The sequence below is a fragment of the Bacillus sp. AMCV2 genome, assembly GCF_056033925.1.
The window spans coordinates 1-21,931 of record NZ_JBVYIB010000002.1 but is presented as its reverse complement, the minus strand read 5'-3'; the positions used below and the strand labels follow the sequence as shown (position 1 = coordinate 21,931).

The window sequence follows — 21,931 nt, the reverse complement described above, 5'->3', positions numbered from 1 at the left end:
CATTAGAATTAAAATCAATATGGCGGAGGAAGAGGGATTCGAACCCCCGCGGGCTTTGACACCCCTGTCGGTTTTCAAGACCGATCCCTTCAGCCGGACTTGGGTATTCCTCCGTATCGACAAGACTTACTATATCACGTATGTTCTTGTGTGGTCAAGCATTTTTAAAAACTTTTTTTGTTTTTATGAAAATGCCGTGTTTACATAAGCAAAAAGGCGCACCTTGTCAGGCACGCCTTTCCATAATTTACGGTTTCATTACTTCTCTATTCCCCATATAAGGACGAAGCACTTTCGGAATCACAACGCTTCCGTCTTCCTGCTGATAATTTTCTAATATAGCGGCAACTGTTCTTCCAACCGCCAGTCCTGAACCGTTCAGTGTGTGTACGTGCTCAGGCTTGCCTTTCGCTTCACGTCTGAAACGAATATTCGCACGTCTCGCCTGGAACGCTTCGAAGTTGCTGCAAGAAGAAATTTCTCGATATGTGTCTTGGCTCGGAATCCAAACTTCGATATCGTATTTTTTCGCAGCCGTAAAGCCTAAGTCACCCGTACACATGCTCATGACACGGTATGGAAGCTCAAGCAACTGAAGAACCCGTTCTGCTTGGTTTGTAAGCTTCTCTAATTCTTCATAAGAATCTTCAGGCTTCACAAACTTTACAAGCTCAACTTTATTAAATTGGTGCTGACGAATTAATCCGCGTGTGTCACGTCCTGCTGAACCAGCTTCAGAACGGAAGCAAGCACTGAATGCCGCATAGTTGATCGGCAGGCTGTCACCTGAAAGGATTTCATCGCGATGCATGTTTGTAATCGGCACTTCCGCCGTTGGAATTAAGAAATAATCTTCTTCCCTGATTTTAAATGCATCCTCTTCAAATTTAGGAAGCTGCCCCGTTCCCGTCATGCTTGCGCGGTTTACCATATATGGCGGGATCACTTCAGTGTAGTTATACTCATCCACATGCAGATCAAGCATAAAGTTATAAAGCGCACGCTCCAGACGAGCACCTAAGCCTTTATAGAACACGAAACGGCTTCCTGTTACTTTGGCAGCACGTTCAAAATCCAGAATACCCAGCTCATCCGCAATATCCCAGTGCGGCTTCGGCTCATAAGCAAATGAAGGCTTTTCACCCCATTTACGCACTTCTACGTTGTCGTCTTCTGTTTCACCGACAGGTACAGACTCATGCGGAATATTCGGGATTGAGAGAAGGATTGTATCAAGCTCAGCTTCCACTGTCCGTAATTCTTCATCAAGCTTTTTAATTTCCTCGCCGACTTCACGCATTTCTTTAATAATGTGATCCGCGTCTTTTTTCTCACGCTTCAGCACAGCAACCTGCTGAGAAACTTCATTTCGTTTTCCTTTTAACTCTTCAACCTTGCCGATAAGCTCTCTTCGTCTATCATCCAGCGCCTCAAACTTATCAAAATCAGTTAAGTCTTCGCCTTTGTGTACAAGCTTTGCTTTAATTTCTTGAAAATTTGCTCTCAGCATTTTCGTATCAAGCATGCGAAACACTCCTTTTTTTATTGATTTGTCGAAAATAAAAAGAGCCCTCATCCCCATAAAGGGACGAGAGCTCTCGCGTTGCCACCCTGATTGAAAACAAATCAAAGACTCGTTTTCCACTTTCAAACATAACGGTTATCCCGTAAATGCCTACTTGTTTCAGCATTTCGCTCAAGGATGGATTCAGACAGCATCTTTCACCGATTCGCACCAACCATCGGCTCTCTTAGAAAGAGAGGCTCCCTACTAGTTCCTATCAACGCTTTTCGATCTTTATTTGTGCTTATAATGTACTATAAGTTTCCACAGCTTTCAACTGTTTTATACAAGTGCCTTCTGCTTATATTCCTCAACCATTTCAACAAACAGCTGTGTCACTCGGTGATCTTCTGTCAGCTCCGGATGGAATGAGCAGCCAAGGAATTGCCCCTGTTTCGCGGCTACAATACGACCATTATGCTCCGATAAAACTTCAACATTTTCACCAGCTTCTAAAATATGCGGCGCACGGATGAATACCCCTGTAAAAGGCTCGTCCAAGCCTTTAATTGTTAAATCAGCTTCAAAGCTGTCAACCTGCCGGCCAAATGAATTACGTTCTACAACCACATTCAGAAGACCTAAATGAGGATTATCTGAACCGGCAATTTCTTTTGCTAATATAATTAATCCGGCACATGTTCCAAACATCGGTTTGCCCTGAGCAGCGAATTCACGAAGCGGCTCCATGAATTGATACGTATCGATCAAACGGCGCATCGTCGTGCTCTCACCGCCCGGCAAAATCAACCCGTCAACTTCGTTCAGCTGCTCCGGACGTTTTACGACAAGACCAGCCGCGCCGCATGCTTCAATCGCATGGATGTGCTCTCTAACTGCTCCTTGAAGTCCTAGTACACCTATTGTTAACATGTCAGCAGCGCTCCTATGTTCTTACCAGCCGCGTTCTTGCATACGCTGTTCTGGAAGTAAGTTTGAGATTTCAATCCCTTTCATTGCAGTACCAAGCTCTTTTGACAGCTCAGCGATCAATTTGTAATCAGTAAAGTGAGTTGTTGCTTCCACAATTGCTTTCGCAAATTTAGCAGGGTTGTCTGATTTGAAAATACCAGAACCAACAAATACTCCGTCAGCACCGAGCTGCATCATGAGAGCAGCATCAGCTGGAGTTGCTACGCCGCCAGCGGCAAAGTTAACGACAGGAAGCTTGCCGTCTTTTTTAATTTGAAGAAGAAGCTCGTAAGGAGCACCTAGATTTTTCGCTTCTGTCATTAGTTCATCCTCACTCATCGCAACTACTTTGCGCACTTGAGCGTTAACTTTGCGCATATGGCGAACAGCCTCAACAATATTACCTGTTCCAGGCTCACCTTTTGTGCGAAGCATAGAAGCACCTTCCGCAATACGGCGTGTTGCTTCACCAAGATCACGGCAGCCACAGACAAAAGGAACTGTGTATTCATTTTTATTTAAATGAAATTCTTCGTCAGCCGGCGTCAGAACTTCACTTTCATCAATATAGTCAACACCCATAGCTTCAAGCACACGCGCTTCAACAATATGTCCGATACGCGCTTTTGCCATTACCGGGATAGATACTGCATTCATTACTTCTTCCACGATTGTAGGGTCAGCCATACGGGCAACTCCTCCAGCCGCGCGAATATCTGCTGGCACACGTTCTAGCGCCATTACAGCGACAGCTCCAGCTTCTTCAGCGATTTTCGCTTGTTCCGCATTGATGACGTCCATGATGACGCCGCCTTTTTGCATTTCTGCCATTCCGCGTTTTACACGTTCAGTACCTGTTTGAGCCATTTCTTGGTCCCCCTAATCAAGGTATAGTTATATGATTTCTAATCCTTATTGTATCCTAGAAATCCAATAATTCATATGGATATATACTATTTTATTCGGTTTTTAGCGCTTTGAAAATCATTTTTTATTAAAAATTGAGTTTTTTCAGTATATTACGCGAAAGAGCCCTAACATCCATCAGAGCTCTTTCAATTGATTAAAACCAGCCGGTTACCGTATCAACAATGCTTCCCCAAATTCCGGCAAAAAATCCGCCGATACTGCGCATTGTCAAAACAAACCAGTTTGCTTTTTCTACATTTTCTTTTGTAACAAGGTCTACGCCAGCCAGATCGCTGTTAAGGAATCCGTAATCCTTTTCATCACCTGTGTATTCCGCAGTCAGCTTCCCAACCTTGGTTCCTTTTTTCACAGGAGCAGTTAAGTTGTCTTTATTCAGTGTGACCTTCGCTTTGTAATTCTTTTCTTCACCATTTTTGACAGGAAGAGAGAACGCCTTGTTTGTCACAATGCCTACTTCTTTCTCTTTACCCTTATCAACTGAAATTGTTTTATGGCCTTTTACTTGATCGCCTTCAGCATAAATTTCTTTCATGGAGAAATTGTCGAAAGCATAATCAAACATTTTTTTCGTTTCATCGAAACGGCCTGTATGAAGGTTGCCCTTTGCGTTTAAAACAACAGTGATGACACGCATACCGTTGCGTTCAGCTGTTCCTGTAAAGCATGAACCCGCAGAGTCAGTAGAACCTGTTTTCAGTCCGTCTACAGTCGCTTTTTTATACTCGCTGACAAGCCCCTTCAGCATAAAATTCCAGTTCGGCATGTCCATTTCATCATCGGTGCCTTCTCTGAATTTCGTTTTGGCGATACTGGAAGTCTCCAGTATCTCAGGGTAGTCAGTAATCAAGTGATCCGCAAGTATCGCCATATCCTTTGCAGAAACTTCACTTTCTTCATTTACGCTTGTCCCCTCAGGCTGATGCCCGTGAAGATCTTTGTTTTCAAGACCTGTTGCGTTAACAAATTTGTAATCTGTTAAGCCTAGTTCTTTTGCTTTTGCATTCATTTTTTCAACAAACTTAGTTTCAGAACCTGCAACGATTTCTGCAATCGCAATAGCAGCAGCATTTGCAGAATAAATTGCTGTAGCTTGATATAATTCTTTTACTGTGTATTTCCCGTCTTTCCGAAGAGGAACGTTTGATAAGCTGTTATCTTGGGAAATTTCATACACATAGTCATCAGGCGTATAGGTTTGGTCCCATTTCACTTTACCTTGATCAATTGCCTCTAATAACAGATACTCTGTCATCATTTTTGTCATACTCGCAATTGGCAGTCTCTTATCTGCATTTTTACTGTAAAGAATTTTACCTGAAGAAGCTTCGATCATAATAGCAGCAGATGCATTGATATCAATTGGATCGCTGGCTGCTTTTGCTTTTGACATTGGAGCCAGACACGTGACAGCTAGAGTTAACACAACCAATGACATCAGTAGCTGTTTACATTTCTTGATGTTCAATCGTACGACCTCCGTATTTCATTTTCTTCATCTATAATTAAGCCGTTAAGGACATTTTCAATGCACAACAGTATAAATTTTATCATAATCAGTATAAAAAAAATAGACAGAGTCAGAGACCCTGTCAAATGTTTTTAATTTGTAACAATTTATTATGAAATTGTATAGTTAGGTGATTCTTTTGTAATCTGTACGTCATGCGGATGGCTTTCGCGAAGTCCTGCGCCAGTCATGCGAATGAACTGAGCTTCTTCTCTTAGCGCACGCAGATCTTTGGACCCGCAATACCCCATACCAGAACGAAGGCCTCCGACTAGCTGATAAACGGTTTCTTCAACTGGTCCTTTGTAAGGTGTGCGTCCTTCAATTCCTTCTGGAACAAATTTTTTGTTTTCTTCTTGGAAGTAACGGTCTTTACTTCCTTTTTCCATTGCAGCAACTGATCCCATGCCGCGGTATACCTTAAATCTTCTGCCTTGGTAGATTTCAGTTTCACCAGGGCTTTCTGAGGTGCCTGCAAGCAAGCTTCCGAGCATAACAGCATGTCCGCCGGCTGCCAATGCTTTAGTGATATCGCCAGAGAATTTAATCCCACCGTCGGCTATGATTGTTTTGCCGTGTTTTCTTGCTTCAGTCGCACAATCATAAATTGCTGTAATTTGTGGAACACCGACGCCGGCTACAACACGTGTAGTACAAATTGAACCAGGCCCTATTCCAACTTTGACAACGTCTGCTCCAGCTTCGATAAGCGCTCTTGTCGCTTCAGCTGTTGCTACGTTCCCAGCAATAATGTTTAATTCTGGATACGTTTCACGGATTTTTGTGACTGTGTTTAAAACGCCTTGAGAGTGTCCGTGAGCTGTATCGATAACAATCACATCAACGTTGGCTTCAACAAGCTTTTTGACGCGAGTCATTGTATCGCCAGTTACACCAACTGCCGCGCCAACGATCAGGCGGCCGTGAATGTCTTTAGATGAGTTCGGAAACTCAATGACTTTTTCAATGTCTTTAATTGTGATAAGACCTTTTAATTTATTCTGGTCATCTACGAGAGGAAGCTTTTCAATTTTATGTTTCTGCAAAATCTTTTCAGCTTCATCCAGAGTAGTTCCTACAGATGCAGTAACTAGCTCTTCTTTCGTCATGACATCGCTGATTTTCATTGAGTAGTCAGAAATAAAACGAAGGTCACGGTTTGTAATAATTCCAACAAGCTTCTGGTCTTCTTCGTTATTTACAATCGGAACACCGGAAATTCTGTATTTCCCCATCAAATGCTCCGCATCAAATACTTGGTGATCAGGAGTTAAAAAGAAGGGATTTGTGATAACGCCGCGCTCAGAACGCTTTACTTTATCAACTTGTTCAGCCTGCTGTTCAATGGACATATTTTTGTGAATGATGCCCAAGCCGCCCTGTCTTGCCATTGCAATTGCCATTGCTGATTCTGTTACTGTGTCCATACCTGCGCTGATGACAGGAATATTTAGCTTTAACGTTTTTGTAAGTTCTACAGATAAATCCACATCACGCGGAAGTACCTCAGACTTTGCTGGCACAAGCAGCACATCGTCGAACGTTAAGCCTTCTTTTGAAAATTTACTTTCCCACATTAGTAAATCCCCCTCTTTTCGGCAAAATATTATATGTAGATTATCAACTAGCCAAGAGCATGTCAAGGAAGCGGGAAAGAGTTGAAATATTTAGATAACGGAAAGGATTAAGAAATATACATGGCATATCATGAGTGGAAAGACTTAGCGCTATTTTACTCCGTCGAATCAACCCAGAAATTTCTAGAAAAGGTTTATACCTTAAACGGTATTGACGATGCGAAAAAAAACTCTTTTAAAAACAGTGAACGGTTTATTTATTTCTTAAAGCATGCCGAATCGTTTTATAAACAAGCCGCATATTCTCCCTTAGAAATCAAACCGATTCTTTTATTTTATGGAATGGCACAGCTTATCAAAGCATGCTTAATTACACGTGATCCTCATTATCCAAGCCATACATCAGTACTGGCACATGGTGTAACAACAAGAAAACGAAAGAAACAAAACTATTGTTTTAGCGATGATGAAGTGAAAATACAACGGAATGGCCTATGCTTACATTTTATGAAACATTTATTCGGACAATCGGATATAGTAGATGAACGGTATACCATGAAAAAATTATTAATGGCCATTCCAGAACTTAGCGATATTTTCTACTTTCAGCAGAAAGAACGATTTATGACAATAGTTGAGAAGGATAAGAACGAAATTTTTGTACCGGAGGAAGTAGTAATCAATTACAAAATGTCTGATTCAAGGTTTGCTGAATACATGTCCCATCATTATCAATGGTCTTTTACAAAAAAAAATGAACACGGGCTGCTGTTCGAAGTTTCGCCACAAGACAAGGAGCCATGGACATCGACCAGCTTATTGTTTGACATGGAAAAGAACCAATATTATATCCCTTCTCAAAGGGAGCAATTTCTTCGGCTTCCCGAAATGACAATTCATTATTTGATTTTGTACAACGTTGGGATGATTGCAAGGTATGAAACAGAATGGTGGTATGAGTTATTAACACAGCATATAAGTGATGACTACGTGTTAATTCAGCAGTTTTTATTAGTAACAGAAAAGAAATTCCCTAAATACGCTTCACAGTTTCTTCTTCATTTTTAACAAACAAAAAACCCAGCTCAATGAGCTGGGTTTAAGCTTGCTTGGCGGCGTCCTACTCTCACAGGGGGAAACCCCCGACTACCATCGGCGCTGAAGAGCTTAACTTCCGTGTTCGGTATGGGAACGGGTGTGACCTCTTCGCTATCGCCACCAAACAAATTGAGAGTGTTCTCTCAAAACTAGATAACAGGTGTGACATCATTCAAAAATATGGTTAAGTCCTCGATCGATTAGTATCTGTCAGCTCCATGTGTCGCCACACTTCCACCTCAGACCTATCAACCTGATCATCTTTCAGGGATCTTACTTCCTTGCGGAATGGGAAATCTCATCTTGAGGGGGGCTTCATGCTTAGATGCTTTCAGCACTTATCCCGTCCGCACATAGCTACCCAGCGATGCCCTTGGCAGAACAACTGGTACACCAGCGGTGCGTCCATCCCGGTCCTCTCGTACTAAGGACAGCTCCTCTCAAATTTCCTGCGCCCGCGACGGATAGGGACCGAACTGTCTCACGACGTTCTGAACCCAGCTCGCGTACCGCTTTAATGGGCGAACAGCCCAACCCTTGGGACCGACTACAGCCCCAGGATGCGATGAGCCGACATCGAGGTGCCAAACCTCCCCGTCGATGTGGACTCTTGGGGGAGATAAGCCTGTTATCCCCGGGGTAGCTTTTATCCGTTGAGCGATGGCCCTTCCATGCGGAACCACCGGATCACTAAGCCCGACTTTCGTCCCTGCTCGACTTGTAGGTCTCGCAGTCAAGCTCCCTTGTGCCTTTACACTCTGCGAATGATTTCCAACCATTCTGAGGGAACCTTTGGGCGCCTCCGTTACCTTTTAGGAGGCGACCGCCCCAGTCAAACTGCCCACCTGACACTGTCTCCCCGCCCGATAAGGGCGGCGGGTTAGAAGGTCAATACAGCCAGGGTAGTATCCCACCGATGCCTCCACCGAAGCTGGCGCTCCGGTTTCCAAGGCTCCTACCTATCCTGTACAAGCTGTACCAACATTCAATATCAGGCTGCAGTAAAGCTCCACGGGGTCTTTCCGTCCTGTCGCGGGTAACCTGCATCTTCACAGGTACTATAATTTCACCGAGTCTCTCGTTGAGACAGTGCCCAGATCGTTGCGCCTTTCGTGCGGGTCGGAACTTACCCGACAAGGAATTTCGCTACCTTAGGACCGTTATAGTTACGGCCGCCGTTTACTGGGGCTTCAATTCGCACCTTCGCTTACGCTAAGCGCTCCTCTTAACCTTCCAGCACCGGGCAGGCGTCAGCCCCTATACTTCGCCTTACGGCTTCGCAGAGACCTGTGTTTTTGCTAAACAGTCGCCTGGGCCTATTCACTGCGGCTCTCTCGGGCTTGCACCCTAACAGAGCACCCCTTCTCCCGAAGTTACGGGGTCATTTTGCCGAGTTCCTTAACGAGAGTTCTCTCGATCACCTTAGGATTCTCTCCTCGCCTACCTGTGTCGGTTTGCGGTACGGGCACCTCTCACCTCGCTAGAGGCTTTTCTTGGCAGTGTGGAATCAGGAACTTCGCTACTATATTTCGCTCGCCATCACAGCTCAGCCTTATGGGAAACGGATTTGCCTATTTCCCAGCCTAACTGCTTGGACGCGGATATCCAATACCGCGCTTACCCTATCCTCCTGCGTCCCCCCATTGCTCAAATGGTGAGGAGGTGGTACAGGAATATCAACCTGTTGTCCATCGCCTACGCCTTTCGGCCTCGGCTTAGGTCCCGACTAACCCTGAGCGGACGAGCCTTCCTCAGGAAACCTTAGGCATTCGGTGGAGGGGATTCTCACCCCTCTTTCGCTACTCATACCGGCATTCTCACTTCTAAGCGCTCCACCAGTCCTTCCGGTCTGGCTTCACAGCCCTTAGAACGCTCTCCTACCACTGTTCGAAGAACAGTCCGCAGCTTCGGTGATACGTTTAGCCCCGGTACATTTTCGGCGCAGAGTCACTCGACCAGTGAGCTATTACGCACTCTTTAAATGGTGGCTGCTTCTAAGCCAACATCCTGGTTGTCTAAGCAACTCCACATCCTTTTCCACTTAACGTATACTTTGGGACCTTAGCTGGCGGTCTGGGCTGTTTCCCTTTCGACTACGGATCTTATCACTCGCAGTCTGACTCCCAAGGATAAGTCATTGGCATTCGGAGTTTGACTGAATTCGGTAACCCGGTAGGGGCCCTAGTCCAATCAGTGCTCTACCTCCAAGACTCTTACCTTGAGGCTAGCCCTAAAGCTATTTCGGAGAGAACCAGCTATCTCCAGGTTCGATTGGCATTTCACCCCTACCCACACCTCATCCCCGCACTTTTCAACGTGCGTGGGTTCGGGCCTCCATTCAGTGTTACCTGAACTTCACCCTGGACATGGGTAGATCACCTGGTTTCGGGTCTACGACCACGTACTCATGCGCCCTATTCAGACTCGCTTTCGCTGCGGCTCCGCATCTTCTGCTTAACCTTGCACGGGATCGTAACTCGCCGGTTCATTCTACAAAAGGCACGCCATCACCCGTTAACGGGCTCTGACTACTTGTAGGCACACGGTTTCAGGATCTCTTTCACTCCCCTTCCGGGGTGCTTTTCACCTTTCCCTCACGGTACTGGTTCACTATCGGTCACTAGGGAGTATTTAGCCTTGGGAGATGGTCCTCCCGGATTCCGACGGAATTTCACGTGTTCCGCCGTACTCAGGATCCACTCAGGAGAGAACGAAGTTTTGACTACAGGGCTGTTACCTCCTATGGCGGGCCTTTCCAGACCTCTTCATCTACCTCGTTCTTTTGTAACTCCGTACAGAGTGTCCTACAACCCCAAGAGGCAAGCCTCTTGGTTTGGGCTAATCCCGTTTCGCTCGCCGCTACTCAGGGAATCGCATTTGCTTTCTCTTCCTCCGGGTACTTAGATGTTTCAGTTCCCCGGGTCTGCCTTCTCATATCCTATGAATTCAGATATGGATACCACTCCATTACGAGTGGTGGGTTTCCCCATTCGGAAATCTCCGGATCAAAGCTTGCTTACAGCTCCCCGAAGCATATCGGTGTTCGTCCCGTCCTTCATCGGCTCCTAGTGCCAAGGCATCCACCGTGCGCCCTTTCTAACTTAACCGTTAAAAAGAATCACTATGTGATATCTTGTATTACTAATTGAATGTGATGTCTACTGTTATCTAGTTTTCAAAGAACACGTTGGTGGAGCCTAGCGGGATCGAACCGCTGACCTCCTGCGTGCAAAGCAGGCGCTCTCCCAGCTGAGCTAAGGCCCCGTTATATAAGATGGTGGGCCTGAGTGGACTCGAACCACCGACCTCACGCTTATCAGGCGTGCGCTCTAACCAGCTGAGCTACAGGCCCATCTTAACTTATTCAAGGAACAAAGTTCCTTCAAAACTAAACAAGACAGGGAACGTTCTGTTTATAAGACCCAAGGTCTTATATTCCGTATAATATCCTTAGAAAGGAGGTGATCCAGCCGCACCTTCCGATACGGCTACCTTGTTACGACTTCACCCCAATCATCTGTCCCACCTTCGGCGGCTGGCTCCTAAAAGGTTACCTCACCGACTTCGGGTGTTACAAACTCTCGTGGTGTGACGGGCGGTGTGTACAAGGCCCGGGAACGTATTCACCGCGGCATGCTGATCCGCGATTACTAGCGATTCCAGCTTCACGCAGTCGAGTTGCAGACTGCGATCCGAACTGAGAACAGATTTGTGGGATTGGCTTAACCTCGCGGTTTCGCTGCCCTTTGTTCTGTCCATTGTAGCACGTGTGTAGCCCAGGTCATAAGGGGCATGATGATTTGACGTCATCCCCACCTTCCTCCGGTTTGTCACCGGCAGTCACCTTAGAGTGCCCAACTGAATGCTGGCAACTAAGATCAAGGGTTGCGCTCGTTGCGGGACTTAACCCAACATCTCACGACACGAGCTGACGACAACCATGCACCACCTGTCACTCTGCCCCCGAAGGGGACGTCCTATCTCTAGGATTGTCAGAGGATGTCAAGACCTGGTAAGGTTCTTCGCGTTGCTTCGAATTAAACCACATGCTCCACCGCTTGTGCGGGCCCCCGTCAATTCCTTTGAGTTTCAGTCTTGCGACCGTACTCCCCAGGCGGAGTGCTTAATGCGTTAGCTGCAGCACTAAGGGGCGGAAACCCCCTAACACTTAGCACTCATCGTTTACGGCGTGGACTACCAGGGTATCTAATCCTGTTCGCTCCCCACGCTTTCGCTCCTCAGCGTCAGTTACAGACCAGAGAGTCGCCTTCGCCACTGGTGTTCCTCCACATCTCTACGCATTTCACCGCTACACGTGGAATTCCACTCTCCTCTTCTGCACTCAAGTTCCCCAGTTTCCAATGACCCTCCCCGGTTGAGCCGGGGGCTTTCACATCAGACTTAAGAAACCGCCTGCGAGCCCTTTACGCCCAATAATTCCGGACAACGCTTGCCACCTACGTATTACCGCGGCTGCTGGCACGTAGTTAGCCGTGGCTTTCTGGTTAGGTACCGTCAAGGTACCGCCCTATTCGAACGGTACTTGTTCTTCCCTAACAACAGAGCTTTACGATCCGAAAACCTTCATCACTCACGCGGCGTTGCTCCGTCAGACTTTCGTCCATTGCGGAAGATTCCCTACTGCTGCCTCCCGTAGGAGTCTGGGCCGTGTCTCAGTCCCAGTGTGGCCGATCACCCTCTCAGGTCGGCTACGCATCGTCGCCTTGGTGAGCCGTTACCTCACCAACTAGCTAATGCGCCGCGGGTCCATCTGTAAGTGGTAGCCGAAGCCACCTTTTATGTTTGAACCATGCGGTTCAAACAACCATCCGGTATTAGCCCCGGTTTCCCGGAGTTATCCCAGTCTTACAGGCAGGTTACCCACGTGTTACTCACCCGTCCGCCGCTAACATCAGGGAGCAAGCTCCCATCTGTCCGCTCGACTTGCATGTATTAGGCACGCCGCCAGCGTTCGTCCTGAGCCAGGATCAAACTCTCCGATAAAGTAGTTTGACTGACTACGCACATCGCTGTGCGATTTATAAAAAATGAATTAACAGGTACGTTTTGTCTTGTTTAGTTTTCAAAGAACTTTGTGTGCTTCTCTCGAAGCGACTACTTAATAGTAACATTTTTAGTTAACTAGGTCAATACTTTTTTAAAAAAGTTTTTACTAGTCATAATGGTCATGCTTGTGTCTTTAAAAAGACAACAGAAATGATTATACCATAATTTTTATGACTGTAAAGGGTTATGACACAAAAAAGCGCAGCTATTTCAGCTGCGCTTTTTCTCACACTTCTTCTTGTTCTTCTTCATTCTCATCTTCTTCGTTTTTCTCTACTAAAGCTACTGTAGCAACATGCTCTTCTTCTGCCATTCTAATGAGACGCACACCTTGAGTGACACGTCCGGTGATGGAGATATCATTGATGTCCATTCTGATGAGTACGCCGCTAGCTGTAATAATCATTAGATCCTCTTCACCTTTAGTAGCTTTCACTGCTACTAGTTGGCCGTTGTTCTCGGTGATTTTCGCTGTTTTGAGTCCTTTTCCGCCCCGGCTTTGGGTTCTGTACTCTTCAGCCGGAGTTCGTTTTCCGTACCCTTTTTCAGTTACGATAAGGACGTGTGATTCTTCCTCTAAGATCTCCATGCCGACAACAACGTCGTCATCCGTCAGGGTGATGCCTTTTACGCCCGCCGCAGTTCTTCCCATCTCCCGGACATCTGTTTCAGGGAAACGGATCAGTAAACCGTTTTTCGTTCCAATGATGATTTGTTTTGTGCCGTCAGTCAGACGTACACCCATCAGTTCATCATCTTCACGAAGACTCAGAGCAATTAGACCATTGTTTCGGATATTAGCGAATTGAGATAGCGATGTTCGTTTTGAAACCCCATGCTTTGTAGTGAAGAAAAGGTAAAGCTCCGCATTGAATTCCGTGACTGGAATAATCGCGTTGATCCACTCACCCTTTTCTACCTCCAGCAGGTTAATAATCGGGATTCCTTTTGCCGTTCTGCCGTATTCAGGGATTTCATACCCTTTTGCACGATACACTTTCCCCTTGTTCGAGAAGAAGAGAATCGTGTCATGAGTTGACGTAGAGATCAAATGTTCAACGAAATCATCTTCGTTTGTTCCCATACCTTGTACACCTTTTCCGCCTCGTTTTTGACTGCGGTAAGTTGATGCAGGAAGACGTTTGACGTATCCGTTGTGCGTCAGAGTAACTACGATATTTTCTCTCTCGATGAGATCTTCATCTTCAATTGTCTCCAGTCCAGAAGTGACGATCTCAGTACGTCTTTCATCGTTAAAACGCTCTTTGATTTCCGTGAGTTCTTCACGAATGATCTCAAGCACTTTATATTCATTTGCCAAGATGTCTTTTAGCTCTGCAATTAATTTAACAAGAGATTGGTATTCTTCTTCGATCTTTTCACGTTCCAGTCCCGTTAAACGCTGGAGCCTCATGTCAAGGATTGCTTGTGCTTGCTTCTCTGTCAGTGAGAATTGTTCAATTAAACCTGTTCTCGCAATTTCAGCCGTTTGAGAATTACGGATAAGGGAGATAACTGCATCGAGATGATCCAGTGCAACTCTCAATCCTTCCAAGATATGAGCTCTCGCTTCTGCTTTACGCAATTCATAAGCAGTACGGCGTCTAATGACAACTTTTTGATGGTCAAGGTAATGCTCCAGGCATTGCTTAAGAGTTAAAACTTTCGGCTGTCCATCAACTAGTGCAAGCAGGTTGATGCCAAAAGATGTTTGTAGAGCAGTTTGTTTGTACAGATTGTTTAAGATGACATTCGCATTGGCATCGCGTCTGATTTCAATGACAATTCTCATACCTGTACGATCTGACTCATCACGCAGATCTGTGATACCCTCTATCTTTTTGTCCCTTACGAGATCAGCAATTTTCTCAATTAATTTCGCCTTATTTACTTGGTAAGGTAACTCTGTAACGATAATTCTTTCTTTACCCGAAGATGTTTGTTCGATCTCAGCTTTTGCCCGGATCGTGATAGAGCCTCGGCCTGATTCGTATGCTTTCCGGATACCGCTGCGTCCCAAGATTTGACCCGCAGTCGGGAAATCAGGCCCTGGAATGACTTCCATAAGCTCTGGAATTGTAATGTCCGGATTCTCACTGACAGCAAGTACACCGTCAATGATTTCTCCCAGCTGGTGCGGAGGAATGTTTGTTGCCATACCTACCGCAATGCCGGCAGCACCGTTCACGAGCAGATTCGGGAACCTTGAAGGCATAACGACAGGTTCTCTTTCTGACCCGTCATAGTTATCCTGGTAATCGATTGTGTCTTTTGTGATGTCGCGAAGAATCTCCATTGAGATTTTAGACATTCTTGCTTCTGTATAACGCATGGCCGCCGCTGAGTCTCCGTCAACAGAACCGAAGTTTCCGTGACCGTCAACGAGCATATAACGGTAGTTGAAATCCTGAGCCATTCTGACCATGGATTCATATACCGCTGAATCACCGTGCGGGTGGTATTTCCCGATAACTTCTCCAACTATACGCGCGGATTTTTTATAAGGCTTGTCACTTGTCATGCCTAAATCATTCATTGCATACAAAATCCGTCTATGAACCGGTTTTAAACCGTCTCGAACATCCGGAAGAGCACGGGACACGATAACGCTCATTGCATAATCCAAGAAGGACGTACGCATTTCCTGACTGATATTTATTTCACGAACTTGTGGTGTGTTTTGTTCACTCATTAAAAAACCTCCCTGAAGTATCACATGAAATATGTGGGAGTAGATTGTCCATTATGACCTTCAATACGATTTCACTATTCTCCATTATATCAATAAACTTATGATTATACACATTAAATTGCTAGAATATAAAGGTATTGCAAGCATTGCTGCATCTGATCTTGTTTAGAAAAAAGCCTTATTTCTTATTGGAAATAAGGCTTTTTATGATTAGATGTCAAGATTTTTAACGTATCTCGCATTCGCTTCTATGAAGTTTCGGCGCGGTTCTACCTTGTCGCCCATAAGCATTTCAAAAGTCTCGTCCGCATCCATTGCATCTTCAAGAGTTACCTGAAGAAGTGTTCTGGAGCTAGGATCCATGGTTGTCTCCCAAAGCTGGGTGGCATTCATTTCACCAAGACCTTTGTAACGCTGCAGTCCAGGCTTAGGCGTTTGAGGAAGAGTTTTTAACAGCTCTTCAAGCTCCTTGTCATTGTACGCATATTCAACGCGTTTCCCTTGTTGAACCTTGTAGAGCGGCGGCTGTGCAATGTACACGTAGCCATTTTCGATAATTTGGCGCATATATCTGTAAAAGAACGTTAACAGCAGTGTTCTGATGTGCGCGCCGTCAACATCGGCATCTGTCATAATGACAACTTTGTGGTAACGGGCTTTCTCAAGGTTGAAGTCTTCCCCGATACCTGTGCCGAGCGCTGTGATCATAGAGCGAACTTCGTTGTTAGAAAGGATTTTATCCAGTCGGGCCTTTTCAACGTTTAGGATTTTACCTCTAAGCGGCAAAATGGCTTGGAAATGTCTGTCGCGTCCTTGTTTAGCAGATCCTCCGGCAGAGTCACCCTCTACGATATATAACTCGGAAATGCTCGGATCTTTTGAAGAGCAGTCCGCTAACTTACCGGGCAAGTTTGAAATTTCCAAAGCACTCTTACGGCGTGTTAGTTCACGCGCTTTTTTCGCAGCCATTCTTGCTCTTGCCGCCATTAAGCCTTTATCGACAATTTTTTTGGCCGCATCTGGATTTTCCAGCATAAATGTTTCCATCGCCGTAGAAAATAACGTATCGGTGATTGTCCGTGCTTCTGAGTTGCCCAGCTTTGTTTTCGTTTGGCCCTCAAACTGCGGATCAGGGTGTTTGATTGAAATAATCGCTGTCAGCCCTTCCCTTACGTCATCTCCGCTTAGGTTTGGATCATTTTCTTTAATAAGCCCTTTTTTTCTGGCGTAATCGTTGATAACACGAGTCAGGCCCGTTTTGAAGCCAGCTTCATGGGTACCGCCTTCGTACGTGTTAATGTTGTTTGTAAACGAGTAAATGTTGCTTGTGTAGCTGTCATTGTATTGCAAAGCCACTTCAACCGTAATGCCGTCCTTTTCGCCTTCAATGTAAATCGGCTCTTCATGGACAACCTCTTTAGAGCGGTTTAAATACTCTACATAACTTTTAATTCCGCCTTCGTAATGGTATTCATTTTTGCGCTCTTGTCCTTCACGTTTATCTTCAATCGTGATGTTTACACCCTTTGTTAAAAAGGCCAATTCACGCACGCGGTTGGCAAGCAGATCGTAATCATACTCGGTTGTTTCTGAGAAAATTTCAGGGTCCGGGACAAAATGTGTCGTCGTTCCTGTATGATCCGTTTCGCCAATGATTTCAAGGTCTGTAACTGGAACTCCGCGTTTATAGGTTTGGCGGTGAATTTTACCGTCACGGTGAACCGTCACATCAAGCTCTGTTGATAGTGCGTTTACAACCGACGCACCTACACCGTGTAATCCTCCGGATACTTTATAGCCGCTTCCGTCAAACTTTCCTCCGGCATGAAGCACCGTCATAATGACTTCTACCGCAGGACGGCCCATTTTTTCATGAATACCGACTGGAATACCGCGGCCATTATCTACAACCGTGATACTGTTGTCTTTTTCGATTTGGATATTGATATCCGTACAATAACCGGCGAGGGCTTCGTCAATACTATTGTCGACAATTTCCCATACCAGGTGGTGAAGGCCTTTGCTGTTTGTCGAACCGATATACATCCCCGGTCTTTTACGAACAGCTTCCAATCCTTCTAGTACCTGTATCTGATTTTCATCATAACTGTTTTGCTGCTGTTCCATAGCCACGTCATTCACCTACACTTTTCTAAACGATATATTCGTGATAAAAAATTTCTAAGAATCTATTTCAAACATAAATTGCGCACGTTTTTTTAATGTGCTGGAAGATAAGGGAGAGTAATATATATTCTGAACCGTGACTACGATAGATTTGGGCGTGCCGTTTACGGAAGGCACCACCTTGTGTTTCTGTTTTTTCAGAAATTCTTCAACAATAGGCGACATGTTGGCTTTAAAGTCAAAAATGCCGACAATATCTCGTGTTGAAACCACAAAGTCATCACCTAAATGAATATACAAATGCTCACCTCATTTCTTCACTTCACTAACGCACCATTTTGCACACGGAACATTCCTGCTTGACGTAAGGTTTCGTGATCAATGCCATCAACGCTTGTCGTTGTGACAAACGTTTGTACACGGCCTTGGATCGTATGAAGCAAGTGTGACTGGCGATAATCATCCAGTTCACTCAGTACATCATCCAATAGTAAAATGGGATATTCTCCGATTTCTTCATGGATCAGGTCAATCTCCGCCAGCTTAAGGGACAACGCCGTCGTTCGCTGCTGTCCTTGAGAACCATACGTCTGCACATCGCGTCCGTTCACATAAAAAAGAACATCATCGCGATGAGGCCCTGACAGCGTCACACCACGCTCAATTTCTTTTTCTCTTAATTTAGAAAACGCTTCTTGATAGCTATCTCCTATTTTCGACAAATCTAGGGGATCTGATACATCAAGAGCTGTATGGTATTTCAGGGTCAGTTCTTCAAGCCCTCTTGAGATGCCTGCATGGATGGGCTGCGCCCATTTCTCGAGCTGTGCTGTAAACTGCAGGCGTTTTACGACGACTTTTGCTGCAACTTCTACAAGCTGATCGGTCAGAACATCGAGCATCGTCCGGTCAGTTTGTTTTCTTGTTTGCAGCTGTTTCAAAAAATGATTCCGCTGGGAAAGGATTTTCTGGTAAAGAGAAAGATCATGAAGGTAGACGGGAGAAACCTGTCCGATTTCCATGTCAAGAAACCGCCTTCTCACTTGAGGGCTTCCCTTTACAAGATTTAAATCTTCCGGCGCGAACATAATGGTGTTGAGGGCCCCGACATACTGGCTGAGCTTTTGCTGTTCAATATGATTGACCTTGCCCTTTTTACCCTTTTTGGAGATGACGAGCTGCATCGGGATCGACCCGTTTTGCTTCATCACTCTTCCCTCTATTTTAGCATAGTCTTTGTCCCACCGTATAAGTTCTTTGTCATTTGATGTCCGGTGCGATTTCGCCATGGACAAGACATAGATCGCCTCCATGAGGTTTGTCTTCCCCTGAGCGTTTTCTCCGATGATCACATTTACTTTATTTTCAAATTGAAGTTCAGCATGGTCGTAGTTGCGGTAAGATGTCAGTTCTAAGTTCTGGATATACAATCAGTGTCACCCGCTTTAATTGACGACTTGAAATGAACCAAATCCTTCAATCTCTACCACATCTCCAACATACAGCTTTCTGCCCCGGCGGTTGTCCGGCTCATCGTTCACAAGCACTTCATGCTCGCTTAAAAACCACTTCGCCATACCGCCAGACTGAATCACATCGGCTAATTTTAAGAATTGTCCGAGTGTAATCATCTCTGTATCAATTGAAATCGGATTTGCCATTATATCGACCTCTTTCAAATATCACTAATATCTAATTGTACTAAAAAAAAACGAATTAGGGAAAGGGAAAACTTGTCGGAGCAGATACCGAATAGAAAAGCTGCCGACAGGTCGGCAGCAGTGTATCGGATTAATAGGTTCTGACAGGGAGGATAAGCTGTACAATCGTTTCATCATTCGACGTGCGAATTAAGAAAGGTCTCATTGCGCCTGTAAAGCTTACGCGTATTTCTGCTCCTTCAAGCACCTTTAGTGCATCCAGCATATATTTTGGACTAAAAGAGATATTTAATTCCTCACCTTCAATTTGATCCGCAGCAATTGCTTCCACAACTTTACCGATTTCTGGCGAATTGGAAGAAATTTCAATGGATTCAGCCGGTTTTGCGGACAGTTTTACAACGTTGTTGCGTCCCTCTCTAGCTAAAAGAGATGCACGATCAATGGCCTGAAGGAATTCTTTTGTGTTCACAATGATTTCTGTTTTGCTCTCTTGCGGAATCAGGCTGGTTGTGTCTGGATAATTCCCGTCTAGAAGCCGTGAGAAGAATAAGACGTTTTTCGCTTTAAACAGAACTTGGGTTTCTGTGATGACGATATCTACAAGTTCCTGGTTGTCATCTAAAATCTTGCTGAGTTCAGTTAAACTTTTTCCCGGAATCACGACGTTATAAGATCTGTCTTCTGGAATATCAAGTTTCGCTTTTCTTAATGCAAGACGGTGGCTATCCGTCGCAGTGCATAATAATTCACTTTGCTCTACTTTCCAGTTTACACCTGTCAAGATAGGGCGTGTTTCTGAGGTGGACACTGCAAATACTGTTTGTCTGATTAGATTTTTTAACAAATCAGTTGGGATCTGAATCGCATGATGCTCTTCAATCTGCGGCAAGTGCGGATACTCATCAGCATCCAGTCCGTTTAGATTAAATTCAGCTTTACCAGAACGGATAATCGTTAAATACTGATTTTGGACTTCGATTTCTACAGTTGCCATCGGCAATTTTTTTACAATTTCACTAAAAAAGCGAGCCTGTAAAACGATGCTTCCGGGCTGTTCAATAGTGACGATTTCTTTATCTCCTTCTTCTTTTGGAATGAAGGATTCAATAGAAATATCTGAGTCACTCCCTGTAAAGGATACTCCATCATCTGATGCAACAATTTTAATACCAGTCAGAATGGGAATCGTGGTTCTGGATGAAACTGCTTTTAATACATCTTGGACACTTTCAACAAGACGATCTTTTTGAATCGTGAATTTCATTTTTATCCTCCTAACGGATAATGTATTAATATATATATTTATAAAAAATAGTAGAAGTAATAGTAGGGCCTGTGGATTTGTGGATAAGTTGTGAAAAAGACAGGAAACACAGCCTATCCACATGTGGACAGACTGTGTATGACTTCCGAAAAGTTATTCACACTTTCCCCGATTGATCCCTGGTCCTGCTATTTAAGCTGTTCTTTAATTTCTTTTACATGCTGCTGAAGCTGTTCATCATCTGCCAGCAGTTTTGAAATTTTTTCATGCGCATGAATAACGGTCGTATGATCACGTCCTCCAAACTCTTCACCGATTTTAGGAAGAGAGGAATCAGTCATTTCCCTTGATAAGTACATGGCGATTTGACGCGGAAAAGCTACTGACTTTGTCCGTTTTTTTGCTTTGAAATCCTCGAGTTTAATATTAAATTGCTGGCCTACTACCCTCTGAATTTCTTTAATCGTAATGACTTTCGGTTTTGAGGAAGGAATAATATCTTTCAACGCCTCAGCGGCCAGATCAGCATTAATATCTTTATTAATTAAAGATGAATAAGCGACAACTCTGATTAATGCTCCTTCGAGTTCCCGAATATTGCTGTCGATTTGATTCGCGATGTAAAGCATAACCTCGTTCGGAATATCGAGGCCTTCTGCTTTGGCTTTTTTTCTTAAAATTGCAATTCTCGTTTCTAGATCAGGCGGTGTGATATCTGTAATAAGGCCCCATTCAAAACGTGAGCGCAATCTGTCCTCAAGTGTCGGAATTTCCTTTGGCGGTCGGTCACTTGAAATGACGATTTGTTTGCTTTCTTCGTGCAATGTGTTAAATGTATGGAAAAATTCTTCCTGGGTTTGTTCTTTCCCCGCTAAAAATTGAATATCATCTATCAAAAGCACATCAACATTTCGATAGCGATTGCGGAAGTCGACGGCTTTATTATCTCGGATAGAGTTGATGAATTCGTTTGTAAATTTCTCAGAAGACAGATAAACCACTTTGGCAGAAGGATTATGATCTATTACATAATGGCCGATCGCATGCATTAAGTGTGTTTTCCCTAAGCCGACACCCCCATAGATAAATAAAGGGTTGTAAGCTTTCGCGGGTGCTTCCGCAACTGCGAGGGAAGCAGCGTGTGCAAATCGGTTTCCAGATCCGATGACAAAAGTATCAAAAGTATATTTTGGATTGAGCATATTTTGAGGAAAATCAGATGTATCTTCTTTGACCGCTTTTTTGACTTGCGGTTTCGGCATAAAGTCCTCAACATCTTGATTTTGAGGAATGACAAACTTAATGCTCAATTCTTCCCCGGTTAATTCATATATAGTATCTGCAATCAGATGCAAGTATCTGGACTCCAGCCAGTCTCTGGCAAATTCATTGGGAGCCGTGATCGTTAATGTATCGCCTTGCAGTGAGTGGGCTTTGGTTGACTTCATCCAAGTCTCAAAACTCGGTTTGCTCAACTTTTTTTCGATTTGAGCAAGGGCTTGGTTCCACAGGTCTAATATATTTTCCAT

General features: G+C 44.6%; 13 protein-coding genes, 3 tRNA genes, 3 rRNA genes and 1 other annotated feature. Of the genes, 1 reads left to right on the top strand and 18 read right to left on the bottom strand.

Annotated features, from left to right (window positions below):
- Window positions 1-20: 20 nt before the first annotated feature.
- The 6 genes from AC0OMA_RS00140 to guaB all read right to left on the bottom strand — a co-directional run bounded on the left by AC0OMA_RS00140 (window position 21) and on the right by guaB (window position 6,490).
- Window positions 21-113: transfer RNA gene (locus AC0OMA_RS00140), tRNA-Ser, on the bottom strand.
- Between the two features lie 134 nt (window positions 114-247).
- The gene (gene serS, locus AC0OMA_RS00135; RefSeq protein WP_003247131.1) at window positions 248-1,525 is read right to left on the bottom strand and encodes a serine--tRNA ligase; all 1,278 of its coding nucleotides are present in this window, start codon (window positions 1,523-1,525) and stop codon (window positions 248-250) included.
- Between the two features lie 56 nt (window positions 1,526-1,581).
- Window positions 1,582-1,794, bottom strand: a binding site (T-box leader).
- 52 nt (window positions 1,795-1,846) lie between these two features.
- Window positions 1,847-2,437, bottom strand: coding sequence for a pyridoxal 5'-phosphate synthase glutaminase subunit PdxT (gene pdxT / locus AC0OMA_RS00130; protein WP_003226797.1), 591 nt, complete (start codon window positions 2,435-2,437; stop codon window positions 1,847-1,849).
- 21 nt (window positions 2,438-2,458) lie between these two features.
- Window positions 2,459-3,343, bottom strand: a complete 885-nt coding sequence (pdxS, locus tag AC0OMA_RS00125; RefSeq protein WP_003247145.1) for a pyridoxal 5'-phosphate synthase lyase subunit PdxS — start codon at window positions 3,341-3,343, stop codon at window positions 2,459-2,461.
- Between the two features lie 196 nt (window positions 3,344-3,539).
- Window positions 3,540-4,871 carry a D-alanyl-D-alanine carboxypeptidase gene (gene dacA / locus AC0OMA_RS00120; protein ID WP_015482683.1) on the bottom strand — a complete coding sequence of 444 codons (1,332 nt, stop codon included), beginning with the start codon at window positions 4,869-4,871 and terminating at the stop codon, window positions 3,540-3,542.
- Window positions 4,872-5,023: 152 nt separating this feature from the next.
- A complete protein-coding gene (guaB, locus tag AC0OMA_RS00115) occupies window positions 5,024-6,490 on the bottom strand; it encodes an IMP dehydrogenase (RefSeq protein ID WP_003226803.1) in 1,467 nt (488 codons plus the stop codon).
- A 120-nt stretch (window positions 6,491-6,610) separates the two neighbouring features.
- On the opposite strand from guaB, the gene AC0OMA_RS00110 reads away from it, so the two are divergent.
- Window positions 6,611-7,558: a YaaC family protein gene (locus tag AC0OMA_RS00110; protein WP_474221804.1), complete on the top strand. Its 948-nt coding sequence runs from the start codon at window positions 6,611-6,613 to the stop codon at window positions 7,556-7,558.
- 39 nt (window positions 7,559-7,597) lie between these two features.
- On the opposite strand, the gene rrf is transcribed toward AC0OMA_RS00110, so the two are convergent.
- The 12 genes from rrf to dnaA form a co-directional block, all read right to left on the bottom strand.
- A 5S ribosomal RNA gene (gene rrf, locus AC0OMA_RS00105) occupies window positions 7,598-7,713 on the bottom strand.
- Window positions 7,714-7,768: 55 nt separating this feature from the next.
- Window positions 7,769-10,695: ribosomal RNA gene (locus AC0OMA_RS00100) — 23S ribosomal RNA — on the bottom strand.
- 81 nt (window positions 10,696-10,776) lie between these two features.
- Window positions 10,777-10,852: transfer RNA gene (locus tag AC0OMA_RS00095), tRNA-Ala, on the bottom strand.
- Between the two features lie 11 nt (window positions 10,853-10,863).
- Window positions 10,864-10,940: transfer RNA gene (locus AC0OMA_RS00090), tRNA-Ile, on the bottom strand.
- Window positions 10,941-11,042: 102 nt separating this feature from the next.
- Window positions 11,043-12,592, bottom strand: a 16S ribosomal RNA gene (locus AC0OMA_RS00085).
- The 16S, 23S and 5S rRNA genes sit together here with 2 tRNA genes alongside, the layout of an rRNA operon.
- A gap of 289 nt (window positions 12,593-12,881) precedes the next feature.
- A complete protein-coding gene (gene gyrA, locus AC0OMA_RS00080) occupies window positions 12,882-15,347 on the bottom strand; it encodes a DNA topoisomerase (ATP-hydrolyzing) subunit A (protein WP_003244540.1) in 2,466 nt (821 codons plus the stop codon).
- A 210-nt stretch (window positions 15,348-15,557) separates the two neighbouring features.
- On the bottom strand, window positions 15,558-17,474 hold the full coding sequence (gene gyrB / locus AC0OMA_RS00075) for a DNA topoisomerase (ATP-hydrolyzing) subunit B (protein ID WP_003226808.1): 1,917 nt from the start codon (window positions 17,472-17,474) through the stop codon (window positions 15,558-15,560).
- 54 nt (window positions 17,475-17,528) lie between these two features.
- Window positions 17,529-17,774 (bottom strand): extracellular matrix regulator RemB, encoded by a 246-nt coding sequence (gene remB, locus AC0OMA_RS00070; protein ID WP_003219266.1) that lies wholly within the window; start codon window positions 17,772-17,774, stop codon window positions 17,529-17,531.
- Between the two features lie 17 nt (window positions 17,775-17,791).
- On the bottom strand, window positions 17,792-18,904 hold the full coding sequence (gene recF / locus AC0OMA_RS00065; RefSeq protein ID WP_015382541.1) for a DNA replication/repair protein RecF: 1,113 nt from the start codon (window positions 18,902-18,904) through the stop codon (window positions 17,792-17,794).
- Between the two features lie 15 nt (window positions 18,905-18,919).
- On the bottom strand, window positions 18,920-19,135 hold the full coding sequence (gene rlbA, locus AC0OMA_RS00060) for a ribosome maturation protein RlbA (RefSeq protein ID WP_003226810.1): 216 nt from the start codon (window positions 19,133-19,135) through the stop codon (window positions 18,920-18,922).
- A 130-nt stretch (window positions 19,136-19,265) separates the two neighbouring features.
- Entirely contained in the window at window positions 19,266-20,402 is a 1,137-nt protein-coding gene (dnaN, locus tag AC0OMA_RS00055; protein ID WP_474221803.1) for a DNA polymerase III subunit beta, read from the bottom strand.
- Between the two features lie 188 nt (window positions 20,403-20,590).
- Window positions 20,591-21,931 (bottom strand): chromosomal replication initiator protein DnaA, encoded by a 1,341-nt coding sequence (dnaA, locus tag AC0OMA_RS00050; protein ID WP_003242674.1) that lies wholly within the window; start codon window positions 21,929-21,931, stop codon window positions 20,591-20,593.

Bases quoted from the DNA above. Each gene is read 5' to 3' on its own strand.
- AC0OMA_RS00110 (WP_474221804.1), top strand. From the start codon at position 6,611: ATGGCATATCATGAGTGGAAAGACTTAGCGCTATTTTACTCCGTCGAA.
- gyrA (WP_003244540.1), bottom strand. From the start codon at position 15,347: ATGAGTGAACAAAACACACCACAAGTTCGTGAAATAAATATCAGTCAG.
- serS (WP_003247131.1), bottom strand. From the start codon at position 1,525: ATGCTTGATACGAAAATGCTGAGAGCAAATTTTCAAGAAATTAAAGCA.
- pdxT (WP_003226797.1), bottom strand. From the start codon at position 2,437: ATGTTAACAATAGGTGTACTAGGACTTCAAGGAGCAGTTAGAGAGCAC.
- guaB (WP_003226803.1), bottom strand. From the start codon at position 6,490: ATGTGGGAAAGTAAATTTTCAAAAGAAGGCTTAACGTTCGACGATGTG.
- dnaA (WP_003242674.1), bottom strand. From the start codon at position 21,931: ATGGAAAATATATTAGACCTGTGGAACCAAGCCCTTGCTCAAATCGAA.
- gyrB (WP_003226808.1), bottom strand. From the start codon at position 17,474: ATGGAACAGCAGCAAAACAGTTATGATGAAAATCAGATACAGGTACTA.
- dnaN (WP_474221803.1), bottom strand. From the start codon at position 20,402: ATGAAATTCACGATTCAAAAAGATCGTCTTGTTGAAAGTGTCCAAGAT.
- rlbA (WP_003226810.1), bottom strand. From the start codon at position 19,135: ATGGCAAATCCGATTTCAATTGATACAGAGATGATTACACTCGGACAA.
- pdxS (WP_003247145.1), bottom strand. From the start codon at position 3,343: ATGGCTCAAACAGGTACTGAACGTGTAAAACGCGGAATGGCAGAAATG.